Here is a 19,081-nt window from a genome sequence, read left to right as displayed (position 1 = left end):
GGAAACACCTAATGCGTTTATTTAGAACTCTAATTAAAGAGGGATTTACATGTTATTAAAAGAGTTTCTGGCAGCACTCTATATCTTATTATTCAGTACCACCGCCATTGCTGCTGAACCCACTAAGGCATCGCAATTGCCTTTGAAAGCCAATACGTTCATTAATTATATGGTAAAACATTATCGATTTGAGCGTAAAAAACTTATTAATATCCTTTCTCACGCTAAATACAATCAAGAAGTCATCTATAAGATTACCCATCCGTACGAAGCAAAACCTTGGAAGGTTTACCGCGATTATTTTCTAACAGAAACGCATATTCAGGATGGTGTCAATTATTGGAAAGCCCATCAACACGCCTTAGAGTATGCTCACCATAGATATGGTATCCCTCCTGAAATTATCATAGCCATTATAGGCATTGAAACCAATTATGCTCAACAAGTTGGGAACTATTCCGCCTTAGACGCCCTAACCACTTTAGCTTTTCATTACAAAGCTCGTGCCAAATTTTTCTTGCACGAACTTGCTCAATTTTTTTTACTGACCGAAGAACAACAATTACCCATTTTTTTAATAAAAAGTTCCTATGCAGGCGCTATTGGTATTCCTCAATTCATGCCCAGCGCCTATCGACACTATGTAGTGAATTATTCTCAAGAAGGTGGTATCGACCTTATGAAAGACAATAATGACGCCATCGTTAGTGTCGCTAATTTTCTGCATACCCATGGATGGCAAAAGAATCAACCCATCGCATGCACACTCACTCATCAAAAGCCCTTGAGATCCTCGCTGATTTCCAAAAAAGCAAAGAAAATGAGGATCATTAACTATTTGAAAAATAAAGGAATAGACTCCTCAACTCCAATTTCTCCCTCTCAAACATCAGCACTGGTTCAGCTCCAAGGAGCCAATGGCCCTGAATACTGGCTCATTTTCCCAAATTTTATTGTGATTATGCAGTATAATCCGCGTATAATTTACGCCATGACCGTTTATCAATTGAGTCAAGCGATTCACAAACAATATGATCAAAAAGCTTCTTGAGTGCGCCTTGCAAAAATATCAGAAAGGAAAGCTCAAAAAGGCCTTGAAAAATTATCAAGAGGTTTTTCAAGAAGATCCCACTGAAACAGAAGCCTTACCATGGTTCAGGAATTATTCTATCCGAATTAGGGCGACAGAATGAAGCGCTTATCTATCTGGATCAAGCTGTTCAATTAGAACCGGAAGAAAATCCCGCTTTCCAAAATAGTAGAGGCAATATCCTGTCTCTCCAATAACACCCTCATTGAGGCAACTGTAACGTATAATAAGACCATTCAACTCCAACCCTATAACGATGCTACTGCCTATAAAAATACCGGTAATTGCTTTTTTTAGAAAAAAAATGGGACTACGCTGAAAGGGAGTATCTAATAAGAAATTGCGTTGCGGCCTAATTTCGCCAACGCTCATTATAATTATGCACGACTTTTGATTAAGCAAGAAAATCATCATCAAACTATTTCTGAATTAAAGAAAAGCACTTGCAATTTCTCCTCGCTATACTCAAGCGATCAGTCAATTGGATCACATTTATTTACATCGAGGAAATTATCCTCAAGCTATTGCTTATTATAAAAAATCATATAGAACTCGAGCCGGAAAATACCTGCGCCAATATGACTGCGACCTTGCTTATATCAAAAATAATCAATTTCAAGAAGCAATTAATCATTTTACTAACGCCCTTTCGTTGAATTCCAATCAGCCTGATTATCATTATGCTCTAGCTACCACTTATGTACATACAGCGAGGAGAGAACATAAGCTTGCTCTTGCTCATTATCTCTGTCAATTAGAAAAGTGCCAACCATAGATTGTTATTACAATACCAGTGTGTTGCACATGTACCAAGAACGACATCGTGAAGCAATTGCTTATTTTAAACAAATACTTGAATTAAAAATAGATTATTTAGAAGTTCATTTAAACATCGCCGCCATTTATTTAAAAATAAATAAATAAAACAAACCCAGCGATCCAACATTATAAAAAAGCTTTAACTTATAAAACCTCAATCCCGAAAAAGAAGAAATAAACTCTCCCTAGCGACGCCCAAGGCTTACGTTCAACATCTTTTCGACGAATATGCTAACAACCTATGATTAGCATTTGGACCTTACATTTTCAATACCCAGTTCCATAAGAACTCTATAAAGCTATTCAAAACGAATTTGAAGATGACTTGAAGAAGATGATACCCCCATCGTAACGAATTCTTAATTTCGGCTGTGGAACAGGTCTCTGTGGCGAATATTTTAAACCATTAGCAAAAGAATTAATCGGTGTTGATCTTTCAGAAAAAATTCTTTTGATAGCTAAAAATAAAAATATCTATAATATCCTTTTGAAAATAAATCATTCGAAGAAGAGGCTTTTAAAAATATCATGATCTCGATTTTCTAGTAACAGATCTATTTACTTAACTCATTAATTTTTATGATATTTTTAAAGAAGCAAAAACCTTACAGTTTGGAGGTTTTTCCGCATTTTCTGTGGAAAGAACTAATAAGTTCACTTATAAGTTAAAACAAATGATTCGCTATGCCCTATGCCCATTCTAAAAATTATCTAATCTCCCTTATCAAAGAAAAGAAAATAATTTTGAGATATTACAATTCAATAACGTTATTTCTTACACACACAAAAAAAAGAACCTGTTGAATGTTATTTAATCTTACTGCGAAACTCTTAATTTTTCCTCTTCAGGAATGAAAATGCAGCTTACCTTTTAAGTTTATACCCAATAGCTGCTAAACGCTTAATAAGGGAAGGATGTGTTGAAAAAAGATCGCTTAATGAATTTCTGGGTTCGATACCCGCCTTGATTGGATCGTAAATATAGGCCGCTTGCCGAACGCTTTCATGGGGAGTTCGCGTATATTGAGATGCGTATTCGTCTCTATTTTGTATATGATCGTCTTGAATTTTTAATAGTGCCCGCGCTAAAGGTTCATTATCACGCATTAATTCTACGGAGCTCGCGTCAGCCATATATTCTCGGATCCGACTTAGATAAAGCATTAATAGCATAGTTACTAAAGGTAATAAATAGCGCAACATTAATATGAAAATAACTAACTGATTTCGCGCTCCATTTTCTCGGGAACGCCCACCAAAAAGAGCACTAAAAAAGAGAATATCCACAAAAAGCAAAAGAATATTAGCGAGCACAGAAGCTGTTAAAGTTAAGCGTATATCCATATGGCGAATGTGACTAACTTCATGTGCCATAACAGCTTCTAATTCGCTGCGATCCAATTTCATTAAAAGGCCATTAGTAATAGCAACCATTGCCGACTTTTCAGCAAAACCACTAGAAAACGCGTTCATATAATCCGCATCTATTATATAAACTTTAGGCATAAATTTAAGCGTCGCAGCGACCTTTAATTCTTCTACGACATTATAAAGTATCTTTTCTTGAACAGTTTTAGCAGTGCTGGAAGTAATTTCCCGATAATCGGTACCAAGAAGCATTAATTTATGATGGAAAGTAAATGTCACATACAAAGAAAATAGCGCAATTAATCCGGTAACAAATGCAGCAGTGGGAAATATTTTTAAGGTAATTAGCGCTGTAAAAAGTTGGGGAACCGTAGCCATTGGATAATGGCCTTCGTAAATGTAGAGATCGATAAGAAGCCCAATCGCTAAATAAATTAATATAAAAGTAATAATAACTAAAACGGTTCGCCGTTGGTTTCGTCGTAATGACTCTCGCCAATCAACGGCAGTTGATTTAAAACCATGAATAGAACCCATATAGAGACCTATAACTGCACTTTATAATTCTCTTGTTCCTGAATTTTTTCCGGCCGCAATTGCCAATAAGGAAAATCAAAATCTAATTTATTAGGAAATGTACGAACAACTATTGAGGGAAAGACCATTTTCTTCTTCGCATTGTAATGTTCAACACTATCGTTATAAGCTTGTTTAGCGTAAGCCAATTTATTTTCAGTATTAACAATTGTCTCTTGCAACTGCATTGCATTTTGATTTGCTTTAAGATCAGGATACTGCTCAAATGCGACATGTAATCCGCTAAGAATCGTGGATATTTTATTCTCTGCCTTCATACGGGCATCATCGTCACCTGCCTGTTTCGCCGTTTGTGCTTGGTTACGTAATGCTACCACGTCTTTTAAAGTGGAACGTTCGTAATCCATGTATTTTTTAACAACATCGATTAACGATTCAAATACTTTATATCGTCGGTCCAATTGAATATCGATTTGTTTGTTATTGTTGCGAATTGCTTCTATTAAGGCAATTAAACTGTTGTAAGTTGCTACAGCGTAGCCGCCTATCAAAACCAATAAAATAAGAATAATAACAAAAAATTTCATGGTCTTATCCCTTTGTTGTATGCTTCATATTATAGCTTAGAGCTCAGCATATGTGCAAATTAATATAACCTAAAGTATAACGCAAGCTTTAATCGCTCTTAAATGAAAGAGGGCCCTCAGTACAAAGATGTTTCTTACTCGGCTCTTTTCAGAGTATTTAATCTACATTGCAGAATAAAAAAGAAGTCTTTTTTGATAGCCGAGTTTAGCCTTAATTCTATATAAAGAGCTCGGTAAATCGGTAAATCACAATCATTGAGAATCCTTTCAAGCCCTTAAAATAATCCGTGTGAATTTTGTTTTTCTTTTTCATCAATTAGTAGTAAGGCTTAGTAGTAAGGCTTTGGCTTCATTCTGCAACTTTTCATTCAATAGAATGATTTGGTTTTTCTATAAAATTTTTCTCCTTTAATTCTAAATTAATACAGGTTAGTAAATTTTCTTTCTCTTCACAGGGTTCAATTTTTTCTAATCCGTTTTTAAGCCTTAGTAACTCTTCCCTTACTAAGATTTATATATATACATACCAGAAAAAATATCTGTCATTTCCTGGCTTGTACTTCTATTAGGATTGAAATCCGTCATAGACTCGATCATTAAGTTTCTGATACATGTCGGTATAGCCCACAGTCGGCATAGCCAACCTAGATCACAATCTTTCAAATAAGATTTCTCTTCTTTACTCAACTGAAATAATTTCTTTAACGAAACGCCTATTGCATAGAGATCATCCTCAAAGGTAAAAGTCTTTTTAGACTGTATATCGTACGACAAATATTTAAGTATCGCTCTTAGCAAAAAACTATCCTGAGTTTCAGACAAACCAAAATCTAAAACTACACTTTCTTTTCTTTCAAGATCAAATAAAATATTTGATGGGATGGATTTAAATCTCTATGTCGAATACCCTTATCATGAATTTCTGATATTTCTGATATTTCTGATATTTCTGATATTTCTGATATTTCTTTGATTACTTTTTGGTCAATTAATAAACAACTACAGATATTTAAATCCAGTTCCACTTTGTTTTTCAAGATTTTTTTTAAGCGTAACTCCTTGAAATTTATCCATAGCATAATTAAGTTTTTTCTTTACCCGTTTTTGTTTTTCTGAATAGAACAGAACTCACATTATGCCCATGGGCCTGTTGTGTAATTTCTAATTCTTTTTCAATATCTTCTTTTTCTTTCTTTAAGAAAATTAGCTGACCCTTCGTGAGCTTTCTAATTTTTGCGCTTTTACAACCATGTCCACTTTAGACACACTTGAACGACTTCACGTTTGTCATCCAATGTTAAACTATAATAGGCCTGGTATATTTTAACAAAATTACTTGTCTCTAAAAGGTTGTCTTTATTACCACTAAAGCTTTTCCATCCTGGAAAGAAATATAAACCGTAATTAAACAAAATACGCCGTTCTTTCCCTTTGTAGGTTATCGAACAAATCTTGACCACTTTAAATTTTTCATTTACATGTTGCTCCACGATTTAGTAAAGATTTTTTTACATTCTTCTCTTGTACCAGCGTCCTTAATCAAGGAGCGCAAGGAATAGTCATAATATAAGGAATAGTCATAATATAGTTTATCGATTTTTTTGATTTTCCCAAAATTGTGTAGCCATTGTTTTATCTCATTTTAGTTAGTTTATTTCGAAAAAGAGTTCTCTGATGCCGTCTGGGAAGACATTTCCTTCTGATCAGCTTTTTTTAACACTAGTTTTTCTTCCAGAAATAGCATTAGAAGTTCTTTTAAACAATCCGAATTAATTTTTTAGCCAACTAGGTTTTCGAGTAACTCGCGATTCCACCTCTGTAACTTGATCTATAGGCACAACTGTAGACGATGAATACGATGTAGACTGGTCGTTCCGAAATTGTTCTCCTGCTTTTGTCTGATCGCTTTCAGCCGAAGTTTAGGAACCTGATGATTTCTCTTTTCCATTTTTCCCTTCGGGGGGATCTAGTTCCTCCTTTCAATCAAACCATTCATCTGAACTCTAATTTCCTGATCCTTTTTCTGATTCAGAGTCACTTAATTCCATAGCCATACGGCTTACTAATATTGATGCCACATCATTCAATGGTGGTTCCTCTTTTGATTTCTCTGGTATCTTAAGTTTTTTTAATTTGTTTTTAAAATCTAAAATTGTTTTTAGGTCGAGTTCATCAGAAACAGAGGAAGTTTTTTGTTTATCTTTCTCTAGAATTTTTTTTAATTCCACTTTACTAAAATCAGCCAAGCTAAAATTGCCTACTTTAGGCGTCTGCTGCGATTGATTGTTTTGGTTTGTAACAGTGTGATTTTCCTTTAGCGGAAATGGTGGAAGCGCTGGAGGCAGTGGTGACCGTAGCGCTGACGAAGTTGGTGGGAATGTATTTGATGTAGAGGAAGACAGAGTCTTATGTTCCAAAAACGATAAATCGGGAGGAACTTGAAGCTCTAATTTTTGGAAAACAGATGATTTATTGGCTGATCTTCCGCATGCATAATCAAATCAGGCTCTCCATTATCTCCTTTGAGAATATTTGAGAGCTCTTTATTATCTAGTCCTTTCTGATGATTTAAAATTCGCTCAATTTCAATTTTATATTCAGTGTCGGCAAGCTTAGAAAATTCAAACCTATTCGCAACTAATAAGACAATAACACGGTCAATCATTTCCTCGGTTAACCCCTCACTAATATCTTTTAAGATTATTAGCATCTGGAGTAACTTTAATTAATTTTTTAGCTAAATCTTTTATAGATTTACTAACTCTATCTAATAAAAAAAATTGCTTTTATGAGCATCTAGTGAAAAAATCTTTTTAGCCATAAGAACTAAAAATTTAATCGTTTCTTTTCTTCCGCTATATCTTGGGTCTCTGCTATCACGATAATATTTAAAGAAACTGAGATAACCAACCATATCACTTCATAGTATTTCACAAGCCTCATCATTCATATATTTAGTAAAACGTAACGGACCGTTTATTTTTTCTATCAAGTAGTCTTCAGATATCTTAAAAAAAAATAAATCTATTTACTTTGATACATTTCTATTCATACAAAAATTATTTACATAATTTATAAAAAAAATAAAGCTAGTTTTTTATTATGTATGAAAATATCTAAAAATTATCAAAAATATAACATTCTCGATTTTTTTTCCTCTGCATCTTCTTTAGATTCTATTTTATCGTAATTGATCTCTATAATTTGATTATAAACATACGAAATAGTTTCCGAAAATTCATTAGTCCTAATAAATTTAGCGCTAGTTGCGATATTTTTAATTCTATCATGAATTATAAGAGCACGAAAAATCTTATATAAAATTTCCCTATTAAAATTAAAATAATTTTTTATTAAGTTATTTTACAATTTATAAAATATATTTTCTTTAAGTATTTAGTTTTTAAATAAATATTTATTTTTTGTAAAAGATACTGGATAGGGATACAACCATTTTAACTGGATGAAATAGATTAATTAAACTAGGTGATGGATAACGATATCTCTACTTTTCTATTCTTATAGGACATAGAAATTTAATTTTTTTTTGATAGAATTGATAATTGAAAATTTAATAAGTTAATTTTATATAAAAATTATTTTTGTACGATAAAAATATCAAAAATAATTTTTTTTGTTAATAATTTCCGAAAACCGATCGGAGAGCATATTTTTTGATTATTTTTTTAGCAATTCTAAAAAAGATTTTTCATCAATGATAGGTATTTTTAATTCCTTTGCTTTTCCGTATTTGCTACCAGGATTTTTCCCATACACTAAATAATCGGTATTTTTAGAGACACTGCTACTAGCTTTACCACCAAGACGTTCAATTTTTTCTTTTGCTTCGTCCCGTGTTAAGGTTTTTAAACTACCAGATAACACAAAAGTTTTTCCAGCAACTCGTGATTCCAAGGTCACTTTTTCTTTTGACCATTGAATGCCAAGTCGGATTAATTTATTGATTAATTTAACATTATATTTTTGTTGGAAGAAACCTCTAATATTCTCAACGGCGACTGGGCCAATATCTTTAATAGCTAACAGCTCCTCACTAGAAGCTTTCATTAGTGGTTCAAGTTCCTGAAAATGCTGAGCTAAAGTTCGAGCTGTTGTTTCACCAACTCCGCGGATTCCTAACGCATATAAAAATCGTGGTAAAGTAGTTTTTTTACTTTTTTCAATGGCAGTCAATAAATTTTCGGCAGATTTTTTACCCATTCTAGGCAAAGCCAAAAGAGCAGCTTTATCCAGTTCATAAATGCCCGTTATATCTCTAATTAATTTTTCATTAGTAAACAAAGTGACTAATTTGTCACCTAACCCCTCAATATCCATTGCTCGGCGCGAAACAAGATGTTTAATGGTTTCTCGTAATTGAGCGTGACAATATAAACCGCCCATACACCGAGCTACGGCTTCACCTTCGGGTTTTATAACTTCCGCCTGACATACCGGACAACGAGTGGGAATTTTTATTACTTTGGCATTCTTGGGCCGTTTTGCTAATAAAGGCGCAACGATTTCGGGAATCACGTCGCCAGCCCGGCGTACAATAACCGTATCACCCACACGAATATCTTTTCGACGAAGTTCATTGAAATTATGCAAAGTAGCATTTCTGACCGTTACCCTTCCAACGGAAACGGGTTCCAATCGCGCTACTGGCGTTACCGCACCCGTTCGTCCCACATAAAATTCAATGTCGTTTACCACAGTCATTTTTTCTTGAGCTGGAAATTTATAAGCGATTGCCCACCTTGGTGCGTGTGATACAAAACCTAATTTTTCTTGCAAAGAAAGAGAATTAACTTTCACAACCACGCCATCGATATCGAAAGGAATCATGTCCCGAATTTTTCGTAAATGTTCATAATAACCAAAACAAGCTTTGATATCTTCCACTACCATCGTTTCAGAAATAACTGGGATCCCCCATTTTTTAAATCGCACCAGAACGTCGCTATGTTTTTGGGGTAAATCACTACTTCTAACTAGTCCTAGGAAATAACCATAAAAAATTAAAGGGCGTTTCGCTGTAATTCGTGGATCCAATTGGCGTAAACTCCCTGAAGCAGCATTGCGGGGATTTGCGAACACTTTTTTTCCTCGTTTTTCTGCCTCACGATTAAATTTTTCAAACCCTTCTCGCGGCATTAATACTTCCCCCCGTATCTGAACGACTCGAGGAAAATCGTGGCCACGTAATTGCAAAGGAATTGTCGAAATAGTCCGGGCATTTTGAGTAACATCTTCTCCGGCAAAGCCGTCACCCCGCGTTGCGGCACGAATCAATTCACCTTTTTCGTAAAGCAAACTCAATGCCACACCATCCATTTTAGGTTCGCAAGTATATTCAATGGGTCCGTTCGATTTCAATCGCTGTCGAATTCTTTTATCAAAGGCCCGCAACCCTGATTCGTCAAACACATTATCTAGAGATAACATAGGAATTTCATGAAAAACAGTTTTAAACGTTTTAAGTGGTTCAGAACCTACTCTTTGCGTGGGCGAGGTAGACACAATTAATTCCGGATATTTTTCTTCTAATTGTTTTAATTCGTGAAAAAGCTGATCATAAATCGAATCGGGGATAACAGGCTCCGACAAAACGTAATATCGATAATCGTAATCGTTAATCTCTTTACGTAACTGCTTGACCTGCTTGCGAATCTTTTCAGGAACCGCCACGTTTTACCTATACTTTAACTGATGTATTTTCTTCAAAAAAAATCCTGTATCCGTTGAGATTCTTCAAAATGACGAATCCGAGTTCGAATTTGTGCAACTTTATCCATATTTAAAGGTTTCCGCTCTTAATTCATCCCACACTTTACCACCCAAATCTTCACTTAACTGCCCTTGCCGTTTCTAACATACTATTAAAAGCCGTCATTGGGTCCGGCACACGCTTTAATAAAAGAAATAACAACCCAAATTAGGACAAGAAAAACTACCCATTTTAGACAATTCAGATGAAAATATTTTTCTCACCATACTGCAAGCCGGCTGCTAATAAGGCCTGCAATAAATTCATACCCATTATAAGTATATTCTGGAGGTGCCATTAGATAGAGAGTCACAATAAAGCATCGTCTATATCGATTTCCGCCTTGCCATTTTGGAAATCTTTCGAGAGCAATGATTCTGGACAGTAACTCCGACGATCTACCAACCGTCTTCACTAACGAATCCATAGAATCCAACACCCCCCCTATCAACAGAAATATTAAAAATAAAGTGAACCACATAAAATTTACCTATCCCTTCTAAGCCACCTCCACCATCCGAATAGCCTCCTTCATATCGACGGAAACGATGCGTGAAACACCCGGCTCCTGCATGGTGACACCCATCAGATAATCGGCCATTTCTATGGTTACTTTGTTATGACTAATTACTAAAAATTGCACCTCTTTTGACATCTCTTTAAGCAACTGGCAGAAGCGCCCAACATTAATATCATCTAACGGTGCATCCACCTCATCTAAAACGCAAAAGGGTGCCGGATTTAGCTGAAATAAAGAAAAGACCAAAGCAACAGCGGTTAATGCTTTTTCACCCCCGGATAACATATGGATAGTAACATTTCGTTTCCCAGGTGGTTGCGCACGAACAATAATACCTGTAGTTAATAGGTTGGCATCCGTCATTCCCAAAGCTGCACGACCCCCACCAAAAATGCATGGAAATAATGATTGAAATTGCTGATTGACTCGATCATAAGTTTCTTGAAACTTAGCACGCGTTTCACGATCAATCTTATGAATAGCATTTTTTAAAATTTCTAAAGCTTCTGTTAAATCTGCATGTTGTTTATCTAAGTAGCTTTTTCTTTCATTAATATTTTCATATTCTTCGATAGCTGCTAAATTGATTGGACCCATTTGTTGAATATGCTCCACCACGTGATCGAGTTTTTCTTGCCAAGTATTAATTTCAGCTTCTTCAGGTAATTCGCGCATCAATTGCTCATAATTAAATCCGTTTTCATTTAATTGTTCTTGAATAGTAGTTTGACGCACACTTACCGTTTGCCGTTGCATCCGACACTCCTCTAATTGAGCTTGAGTTTCATTAAGTGCTTTTTGTGTGGCGAAACGTTCGCTTTCAAGACGATGTAAAGTTTGATTAATTTCTTCTAAATTTTCCTCGACTTCACGCAATTTTTTTTTAATAGTCAATCGCTTATCCAATTGTGCTTGTAATTCTTGATTCAATGCTTCTAAAGGTTTGTCTCCTTCTGATAAGTACTGAGATAATGTTTCCCGCCGCTTTGTCAATTGTTTTAATTGTCGCTGATCTCGCACAATGGTTTGTTTTAATAAATTCAATTGATCCTCACTGCTCGATAAACGAAGTTCTAATTCGTCAGCCTCTTTACGTTTTTGATGATCTTCTTCTCGGCGCTCAACTAATGCTTGTTTATAATGATCGCGTTCCCGCAATAATTCCTCACGCCGGGTGATCAATTGTTTTTTGGAATCGCTCAAGGAGTGAGCTTTGGTTTTGATGAATTCTAATTTCCTTTGGTATTCGATTATTTTCTGCTCGCAATCGCTTAGCGATTCTTTCAGGTGAAGCTGTCGCTGTTTGGCATCCTTCAACCTCGCTCTTTTAGCGCTCAAGGTAGTTTTTATTGTCGTCGCTTCTGAACTTAATTCTTGATAAAGCCGAACCAGTGATTCACGATCTGCTTCTTGCTGAATTAATTTTTGTTCGCCTTCCTTCAAAAGTGCTTCTTGGTCGTTACATTTTTCCTGTTGTTCAATAATGTCGCTTTTCAATTGTTTCAACTCTTTCTCTCGGACCAAAAATCCGTTTTGTGCATGCTGCATTTTAGAAATACGGATCCAGTTTGGTCCTAACCATACTCCCTCATGAGTTATCACAGATTCATTATTTTGCAATGAAGGCTGCAATTGCTGAGCTTCCTCTAAAGAATCAGCAATATAAATCCCCGCTAACCAATGCTGAAAAGGCCAATCGCTATTTATTTGGCTGGAAAGGGTTGCTTTATTGTCCTGAGACGGTTCTGCAGATATTGTACTTCGATCCACGAGAGTGAGCCTACCCGCAGAGAGTTGAGTCACAGGAGAAATAAATGCTTCCAATGAATCCACACAAACTGTATCAAAATATCCGCCCAATACAGTTTCTACGGCAATTTCCCACCCAGAATTTACTGTTAAGTTTTGACCTAATCGAGGGTTCTCTTTTAAACTTTGACGGGAAAGCCATTTATTGACACCTTCACTAGTGTCTTCTAAGGCCAATTTTTGCAAAGCCTCTAACGAAGCCGCACGCGCTTCCGTAGCTTGTAAAGCCTGATACAAGGTTTGCAATTCCGCACGCAACACCTTATTCGCTTCTCGTTGGAGTGCAATTTCATTAGCAAAGGTTTGTAACTGAGCTTGGGTTTCTTTGAGGTTTTTGCTTAGCATTGCCGATCGATCCTCCAAAGGAGAAATTTCACTATGCAGCTTCTCAAGCTGTAACTGATTCAAATTCTGCTGAAATTGCTGACGGCGTTTTTCTAATTCAGTTAATTGTTGCTCGCAATGCTCTTTTTTCGTGCGCATCACTTCAAACTGACTGGCTATTTGTGACGTCTCAGCTTGGAAAGCCTCCCATATTTCTTGCCACCGATTCATATTCGCTTCCACCTCTGCTAAGGCCTGTGCAGCAGTAATTGCAATGGTTTTAATAGTAGATGATTGGGGCTTTAAGCGCTCTAGTTCCGCTTTCAACTCAGTAATCTGTTCTTCACATTCTGCAGTATTGTTTTGCAATTCTTTCCAAACGCCTTCATTTTCTTCTAATTCCATTTGCCACCGCTGATTTTTTTCTTGCGTATCTTTAATGTGTTGTTCCAAGCGGGCAATGTCAACTCCTAACCCGTAATATTCTTTCTGAACTTCCTGATATTTTTCATTTATTTCTGTTAATTGTGCTCGTATTTTTTCTATTTCGGTTTCGATATGATGTTGATCACTTTGCTTTCCCTCTCGTAATGTGTGTTGTCGATCAATCATTTGATCAAATTCTAAAATCTTACGGTTTAATCCTTGCCATTGTAATGCTTTAATTTGGGCGCTTAATAAACGTTCCTCTTTTTTATAAAGTTTATAACGCTTTGCAGCATTCGCTTGTCGCTTCAAATGACGCAATTGCTTAGCCAATTCCTCACAAATCTCATTGACTCGACCTAAATTTTCTTGAGTGTGGCACATCCGATTTTCTGTTTCACGGCGACGTTCTTTATATTTGGAGATCCCCGCAGCTTCTTCGATATACGCCCGCAATTCTTCAGGCTTTGCTTCGACAAGATTGGATATCATTCCTTGTTCGACGATGGCGTAGCTCCGAGTCCCAAGCCCCGTTCCTAAAAAGATGTCCACCACGTCGCGTCGGCGTACATGCGTTCCATTGACAAAATAATTGGATTGTCCATCGCGCTCTACTTCTCGCCGAATGGCAATTTCAGCATATTGGGCATATGCTCCCCCTACTCGACCATCGCTATTGTCAAAATGAAGCTCAATAGAAGCCCTCCCCACCGGTTTACGTGATGTAGTACCATTAAAAATAACATCGCTCATGGACTGTCCTCGCAACTGTTTCGCTGAGGTTTCACCAATGACCCAACGAATTGCATCCACCACATTCGATTTACCACACCCATTAGGTCCAACAATGGCACTCATGGCACCACGAATGGGAATTAAAGTAGGATCAACGAATGATTTAAATCCTGCGAGTTTAATTGTCTTTAAGTACATGATTATTGATTCTAGTCTACCGAAATCAGACAAGAGAAGAAAGCGCAAAAGGCCCTAGGTCTAGGGGCCTTGGAGGGGAAAAATGTCCCAGCTAAGATGATGCTACTTAGGCTTTATTATTCACTAATTCCGCCAACTGATTTTCCGATAAGCTATCCGCCACTTGCTCACCACTTACCTGTCGGTCATTTCCCGTTAGTTTCTTAAGAAGAGGTACCAAAGTAAACATGGCCAGTGAAATAGCAACCGTCGTTAAACCAATTTTTATGAATAAGTGGTTATAAATAGGCAATGATAAATAAGGATCTTTGGAAATATTCGCAGGAATGCTGGCGATGCTAGCTACTTTGCCTGCAATGATGCTAGCGATCGAAGCACACAGAAACCAAAGGCCCATAGTGAATCCCATAAACCGTTGTGGCACATAGCGGGCCGCCAAGGACAAACCAAGAGCACTTACCAAAAGTTCTCCAGTACTTTGCAACCAATAGGAAAAAACCAACCACATACCCGAAATTACTCCGTGGTGATTGAAGAGAGAACCCAATGACAAGCATAAGAAGGCTAATCCAGCTAAAAGCGTTCCTAATGAAAACTTAGCTGGTAATGATAAATCCCGATTATGTTTATGCCATCCCTGGTAAAACCAAGCCATTACTGGGCTCATTGCCATTACCCAAAATGAATTTAGCATTTGAAATTGAGCCGCTTGAATCGGAATGCCAAGTATTGAGTGATGAACATTGCGCAAAGCAAACAATGACAACGACGTTGGCATTTGGAAATATAATACGAAAAAAACAACACCTTGAGTGAATAAAATTATAAATAAAAACATCCCTTTTCGTTCTTCCGGCGCTGCTTTAGCAATTAACGTCATATAAGAGAAGAGTAAAGTGATAGTCCCACCCAAAAGAAGCCAAGACACCATTTGATAATGATTTAATAAAAAATTGCTCCCAACGATTAACCCCACTGTTCCCAATAAAACATAGCTAAAATAATCCCAGCGCATAGGCTTTTGGTCAGGGTTAGACCCAACGCCAACTATAGTCTTCCGCATAAAAAGAAAGTTCAAAATAGCAAGGATTATTCCAGCACAACAAACAGAAAAAGCCACATGCCAACCAAAAATTTTATTTAAAATGGGGGTGAGGTTCATTGAAATGGCTGCACCGATATTAATGGCCATGTAATATAAGGTAAAACCACTATCTAGATTATGAGGTGTCTCCTCGTAAACTTTTGAGAGCAAACTGGAAGGATTGGCTTTGAAGAGCCCCACCCCCACTGCAATAAAAGCTAAGGGAAGTGCAAGATGATGGCTGGAAATTTCTGGCAAGGATAATAATAAATAGCCCAGTGCTAAAACTACTGCACCCAATAAAATCGTCCGTTTAGTTCCTAATACTTTATCACCTATATATCCGCCTAAACAGGGAAGTAAAAAAACTAATGCACTAAAAGCAGCAAAAAGGAAGTCAGCATGACTATCTTGATAACCCAATCGTTGGACCATGTATAAGACGAGCAGCGCTTGTACTCCATAGAATCCAAATCGTTCCCAAATTTCGATGAAAAAGATGAGATAAAAAGGTTTAGGTTGCGCAGTCAAAGACCGAACTGACATGGGTACTCCTCGTAGTAGTGGATCACAATTTTGTCACTATATACGGATTTCCCGCAAAATCCAACAAAACAATGAAAAAATAACCAGTTTTTAGGCTCTTACCTGTACCTGAATCTCTAGTTTCACAGTTCTTAGGGATTTTACCCAGCAGGGGGTTGGTTTAGGTACCCGTTGAATGAAAACTATAGCCTCCGCAGGAGTTTTAAAACAGCCATAGAGAACCATATACCATTTGTGTGTCCTCCAGAAGACCCCCCACAAAACATAGCTTGCCTTCTTCGACAAGTCATGCTGCTTAATAAAACTTTTGATAGTGGGCAAATCAACGCTTGCCATCAATTAGGATGGTATAGTCCACCCTATGAATTAAGTTAAGTAAAGCCTTCTCTGCCACACTCAACGCTGTTTGAGGAGTGGCCCGTTGAGTTAATTGTGGAGACCGCGTTTCCGATTGCCTTTTTTAAGTTTTTGTGATGATTTACTTCGATAACTGGGAAAATGTTCATGTAAAGGCTCCGTCGGTACCCGGGCCGGGTATTGGCGCCATGAATATCCAGTTGCTTATTGCTTAAGTTGAGACACTGACTCTATCCTATGGAGTGAAGGACGAACAGCCTTGGATGTTACTTGACCCGTAGCATTTTAGGTAGGACCGCTTACCTCACCCATCATCAGATATTCTTTCCGATTTAGAATTTGGGTAGCTCGAATCGCCAAAGGTTGTTCTTGAGCTGCCGCTCGACATATCCAAAGCAGCGCAACATCGGTATCGCGCACAGTTCCAATCCCATAAAAATACATATAACCCAAATCATATTGCACATCAGGATCACCTCGTTCCTCAGCAAGCTCGATTTTGCTTAACGAACAGTCATATTTCCGTAAAAATACATTATGAGAGCATGCTGTTGTCCCTATAAAAGATTACTGCGCAGCTATGACTTCTCGACTACGAGGAACAACTGCCTACTAGAAAAAAGAGAGGAGAATTTCGATTTCAAGAGCTATAAAAAAGCATTTACTTCGCGTCATAGCCACCACTATCCCTTTAATGTTCATTGACTTATTGCGTAAAATCCATTTTGTGACAAAAATATCAAAGAATGCAACTATTCTTAAAAGCATCCTCAACTCAATGACGATAAAAAAACCCGCCATCCATAAAGAATAGTGGACAGGTTTGGGGAAATAAATTTATCAAAATGATCTTACTTAAATTAAGACATATAGTATGGATATTGCAACGACTGATTAGCCGTATAACGACTTGGGAGAGAAGTCCCCGTAAAAATAGTCAGCAAGATTTTACATATGCATAATAAGCCTGATAATTACAACAACACTAGCAAGTTGCTTTTCTCATAAAAGATCCTCCGTGATTGTTTATTTTAAAGCTCACCTTTGCTATCTGACCTGTGCGGTCTAACATATCCTGTAAAACTATATTTCTTTTTTTTCTAAAACCAAGACGAATTTCCATATTAACTCATCATTTAAAGGTAACAGAGCTCCCTAATTGAGAACAAAAATTCTCTACAATATGAATTTAGAGAAAAATTATCGTAAAATTATTTTTCAATGGGTTATATGGTAAATTATTTTTATTTATTGGTGAGTATGCAAAAAAATGACAATATCTCTCTAATTTTTTTAGAAATAACTTAACAACTCCCTTGAGACATTCAATAAAAGATGAGTCAAATTTATGATTTAAAAAATAAACGAGAATAAACGAGCGATGTCGTTAATTGTCGCCTGAACCATTAGGAAAATGAAGAATACCACACCTAGGGTTAAACTAATAATTTGAATGCGTTCAGGTACAGGACGGCGAAAAAGACCCTCAATTATCTGAAACAAAAGATGTCCACCATCTAATCCTGGGATGGGTAATAAGTTAATGAAACCAATTGTTAAGCTAATAAAGCCAATAAAGCCTAAATAGACTTGAAATCCAGCTTGGATTGCTTTCCCAGCCGCCTGAAATACCGTAATGGGACCTCCAAGGGTGTGGATAGAAACCTTGCCGATGATCATTTTTACCATAACCATCGCATTAAAAGTCAAAAGCCGCCAAGTTTGCTCTACCGCCGACCGCCAAGCTCCCCAGAACGAATACTCTTCTTTGTAAATTAAATTATCAGGCCATTGAGGGGGTGGTTGCGATAAAACACCTAAATAACCTACCGTTGTCTCTTCCATATACTTTTTACCCGTTGTTAAGGAAATTAGATGAGTTTTATCATTCCGCGTTACTGTAAGTTGAATTTTCTCATTTGGTTTTTGTCGGACGATATTAACCACTTCTAGCCAGTCTTTCACGGGCTGACCATTGATCGCCTTCACGCGATCACCCTGTTGCAATTGCGCTCTTTCCGCTGGCGACCCTTTCATTACTGAATTGATGACGGGAGGAATTCGCGGTTGATAAGGAAGCAAACCCAAGCTTTTAAACACATCTGGACTGCGCTGATCTAAATTCCACTTCAATAATTCCAAATTCCGCAAACTTTCTTGAGAGGAATTTTGAGGCTTAACCATCATCTCCATTTCATTCCGATCACCCATTAGAGCAATTATTGCCATTAAAGCCTGCTGCCAGTTTTTAATCGCTTTCCCATCGATTTCTACTAATTCGTCACCTGGTTTGATTCCTGCTTGCGCTGCGATTGAATGGGGGACAACTTCGCCCACAATAGGTCGAGTATGAGTCACGCCCATCAGATACACCCCCCAGAAGGAAATCAGCGCTAACAAAAAATTAGTGAACGGTCCAGCAAGAACGACCAGCATTCGGATAAAAAGAGGTTTTTGATTGAAGGCACGATGGGCATCTTTAGCAGATGTAATCTCATCGCCCTCTCCTAACATTTTTACATAGCCTCCTAGAGGCAAGAGAGCCAAAATATATTCCGTCCCACTCTTTCCCTTCCATTTGCAAAGTGCCTTACCAAAGCCAATAGAAAAACGCAATACTTTAATACCGCAGGCACAGGCAACAACAAAATGCCCTAACTCATGCAAAATGATGATACTGAAGATGGCTATAATAGCGCCCAGAATGGCAATGGCTAGACTCATAGAGGTACTATTGTGCCTGCGGTGAAGTGAAGTGTCCAGACTATGAGAAATTCAATGCAACAAAATAAACTCGCTGGCACAGCACAACCGCAATGCTGCCAATTTTGACGTATGTGGTGGCCTGTGAACTCCAAAATCCTTCAGAGGATCAGAAAATTAATTATAAAACCGAACGACTTTTGGAAAC

Annotated in this window: 14 protein-coding genes; 4 read left to right on the top strand and 10 right to left on the bottom strand. The window is 37.1% G+C overall.

The genetic code is table 11. The features are described 5' to 3' along the window. The first annotated feature begins 49 nt into the window (after window positions 1-49). Window positions 50-1,051, top strand: coding sequence for a lytic murein transglycosylase B (gene mltB / locus CleRt_RS03970; RefSeq protein WP_048875181.1), 1,002 nt, complete (start codon window positions 50-52; stop codon window positions 1,049-1,051). 147 nt (window positions 1,052-1,198) lie between these two features. Here mltB and CleRt_RS11710 read toward each other — a convergent pair whose 3' ends face one another. Beyond that, window positions 1,199-1,462: a hypothetical protein gene (locus CleRt_RS11710; RefSeq protein ID WP_235379184.1), complete on the bottom strand. Its 264-nt coding sequence runs from the start codon at window positions 1,460-1,462 to the stop codon at window positions 1,199-1,201. A 109-nt stretch (window positions 1,463-1,571) separates the two neighbouring features. On the opposite strand from CleRt_RS11710, the gene CleRt_RS11705 reads away from it, so the two are divergent. The 3 genes from CleRt_RS11705 to CleRt_RS14040 all read left to right on the top strand — a co-directional run bounded on the left by CleRt_RS11705 (window position 1,572) and on the right by CleRt_RS14040 (window position 2,441). Then, window positions 1,572-1,865, top strand: coding sequence for a tetratricopeptide repeat protein (locus CleRt_RS11705; protein WP_235379183.1), 294 nt, complete (start codon window positions 1,572-1,574; stop codon window positions 1,863-1,865). Continuing rightward, window positions 1,853-2,014, top strand: coding sequence for a hypothetical protein (locus tag CleRt_RS11700; protein ID WP_235379182.1), 162 nt, complete (start codon window positions 1,853-1,855; stop codon window positions 2,012-2,014). Before CleRt_RS11705 ends, CleRt_RS11700 begins: the two co-directional genes overlap by 13 nt. A 250-nt stretch (window positions 2,015-2,264) precedes the next feature. Beyond that, window positions 2,265-2,441 (top strand): methyltransferase domain-containing protein, encoded by a 177-nt coding sequence (locus CleRt_RS14040; protein WP_371440254.1) that lies wholly within the window; start codon window positions 2,265-2,267, stop codon window positions 2,439-2,441. A 332-nt stretch (window positions 2,442-2,773) separates the two neighbouring features. On the opposite strand, the gene htpX is transcribed toward CleRt_RS14040, so the two are convergent. The 9 genes from htpX to rseP all read right to left on the bottom strand — a co-directional run bounded on the left by htpX (window position 2,774) and on the right by rseP (window position 18,894). After that, window positions 2,774-3,814, bottom strand: a complete 1,041-nt coding sequence (gene htpX, locus CleRt_RS03960; protein ID WP_048875180.1) for a zinc metalloprotease HtpX — start codon at window positions 3,812-3,814, stop codon at window positions 2,774-2,776. An 8-nt stretch (window positions 3,815-3,822) separates the two neighbouring features. Then, the gene (locus tag CleRt_RS03955; RefSeq protein ID WP_048875179.1) at window positions 3,823-4,401 is read right to left on the bottom strand and encodes a LemA family protein; all 579 of its coding nucleotides are present in this window, start codon (window positions 4,399-4,401) and stop codon (window positions 3,823-3,825) included. A gap of 2,003 nt (window positions 4,402-6,404) precedes the next feature. Next, window positions 6,405-6,647, bottom strand: a complete 243-nt coding sequence (locus CleRt_RS10025) for a hypothetical protein (protein ID WP_157870832.1) — start codon at window positions 6,645-6,647, stop codon at window positions 6,405-6,407. 200 nt (window positions 6,648-6,847) lie between these two features. Beyond that, the gene (locus tag CleRt_RS03930) at window positions 6,848-7,066 is read right to left on the bottom strand and encodes a hypothetical protein (RefSeq protein WP_157870831.1); all 219 of its coding nucleotides are present in this window, start codon (window positions 7,064-7,066) and stop codon (window positions 6,848-6,850) included. Window positions 7,067-8,079: 1,013 nt separating this feature from the next. Further along, window positions 8,080-10,092, bottom strand: coding sequence for an NAD-dependent DNA ligase LigA (gene ligA, locus CleRt_RS03925; RefSeq protein WP_048875173.1), 2,013 nt, complete (start codon window positions 10,090-10,092; stop codon window positions 8,080-8,082). Window positions 10,093-10,670: 578 nt separating this feature from the next. After that, window positions 10,671-14,183, bottom strand: a complete 3,513-nt coding sequence (gene smc / locus CleRt_RS03915; RefSeq protein ID WP_048875171.1) for a chromosome segregation protein SMC — start codon at window positions 14,181-14,183, stop codon at window positions 10,671-10,673. A 106-nt stretch (window positions 14,184-14,289) separates the two neighbouring features. Continuing rightward, window positions 14,290-15,813: an oligopeptide:H+ symporter gene (locus CleRt_RS03910; protein ID WP_048875170.1), complete on the bottom strand. Its 1,524-nt coding sequence runs from the start codon at window positions 15,811-15,813 to the stop codon at window positions 14,290-14,292. A gap of 642 nt (window positions 15,814-16,455) precedes the next feature. Then, the gene (locus CleRt_RS03900) at window positions 16,456-16,635 is read right to left on the bottom strand and encodes an SEL1-like repeat protein (protein WP_053097860.1); all 180 of its coding nucleotides are present in this window, start codon (window positions 16,633-16,635) and stop codon (window positions 16,456-16,458) included. 888 nt (window positions 16,636-17,523) lie between these two features. After that, a complete protein-coding gene (gene rseP / locus CleRt_RS03895) occupies window positions 17,524-18,894 on the bottom strand; it encodes an RIP metalloprotease RseP (RefSeq protein WP_048875168.1) in 1,371 nt (456 codons plus the stop codon). Window positions 18,895-19,081 lie beyond the last annotated feature (187 nt).

Origin of the sequence: Candidatus Coxiella mudrowiae (assembly GCA_001077715.1) — a bacterium.
Classification (GTDB): Bacteria; Pseudomonadota; Gammaproteobacteria; order Coxiellales; family Coxiellaceae; genus Coxiella; species Coxiella mudrowiae.
Note: the sequence above shows the minus strand (reverse complement) of the source record. Positions and strands in the feature narration are given on the sequence as shown.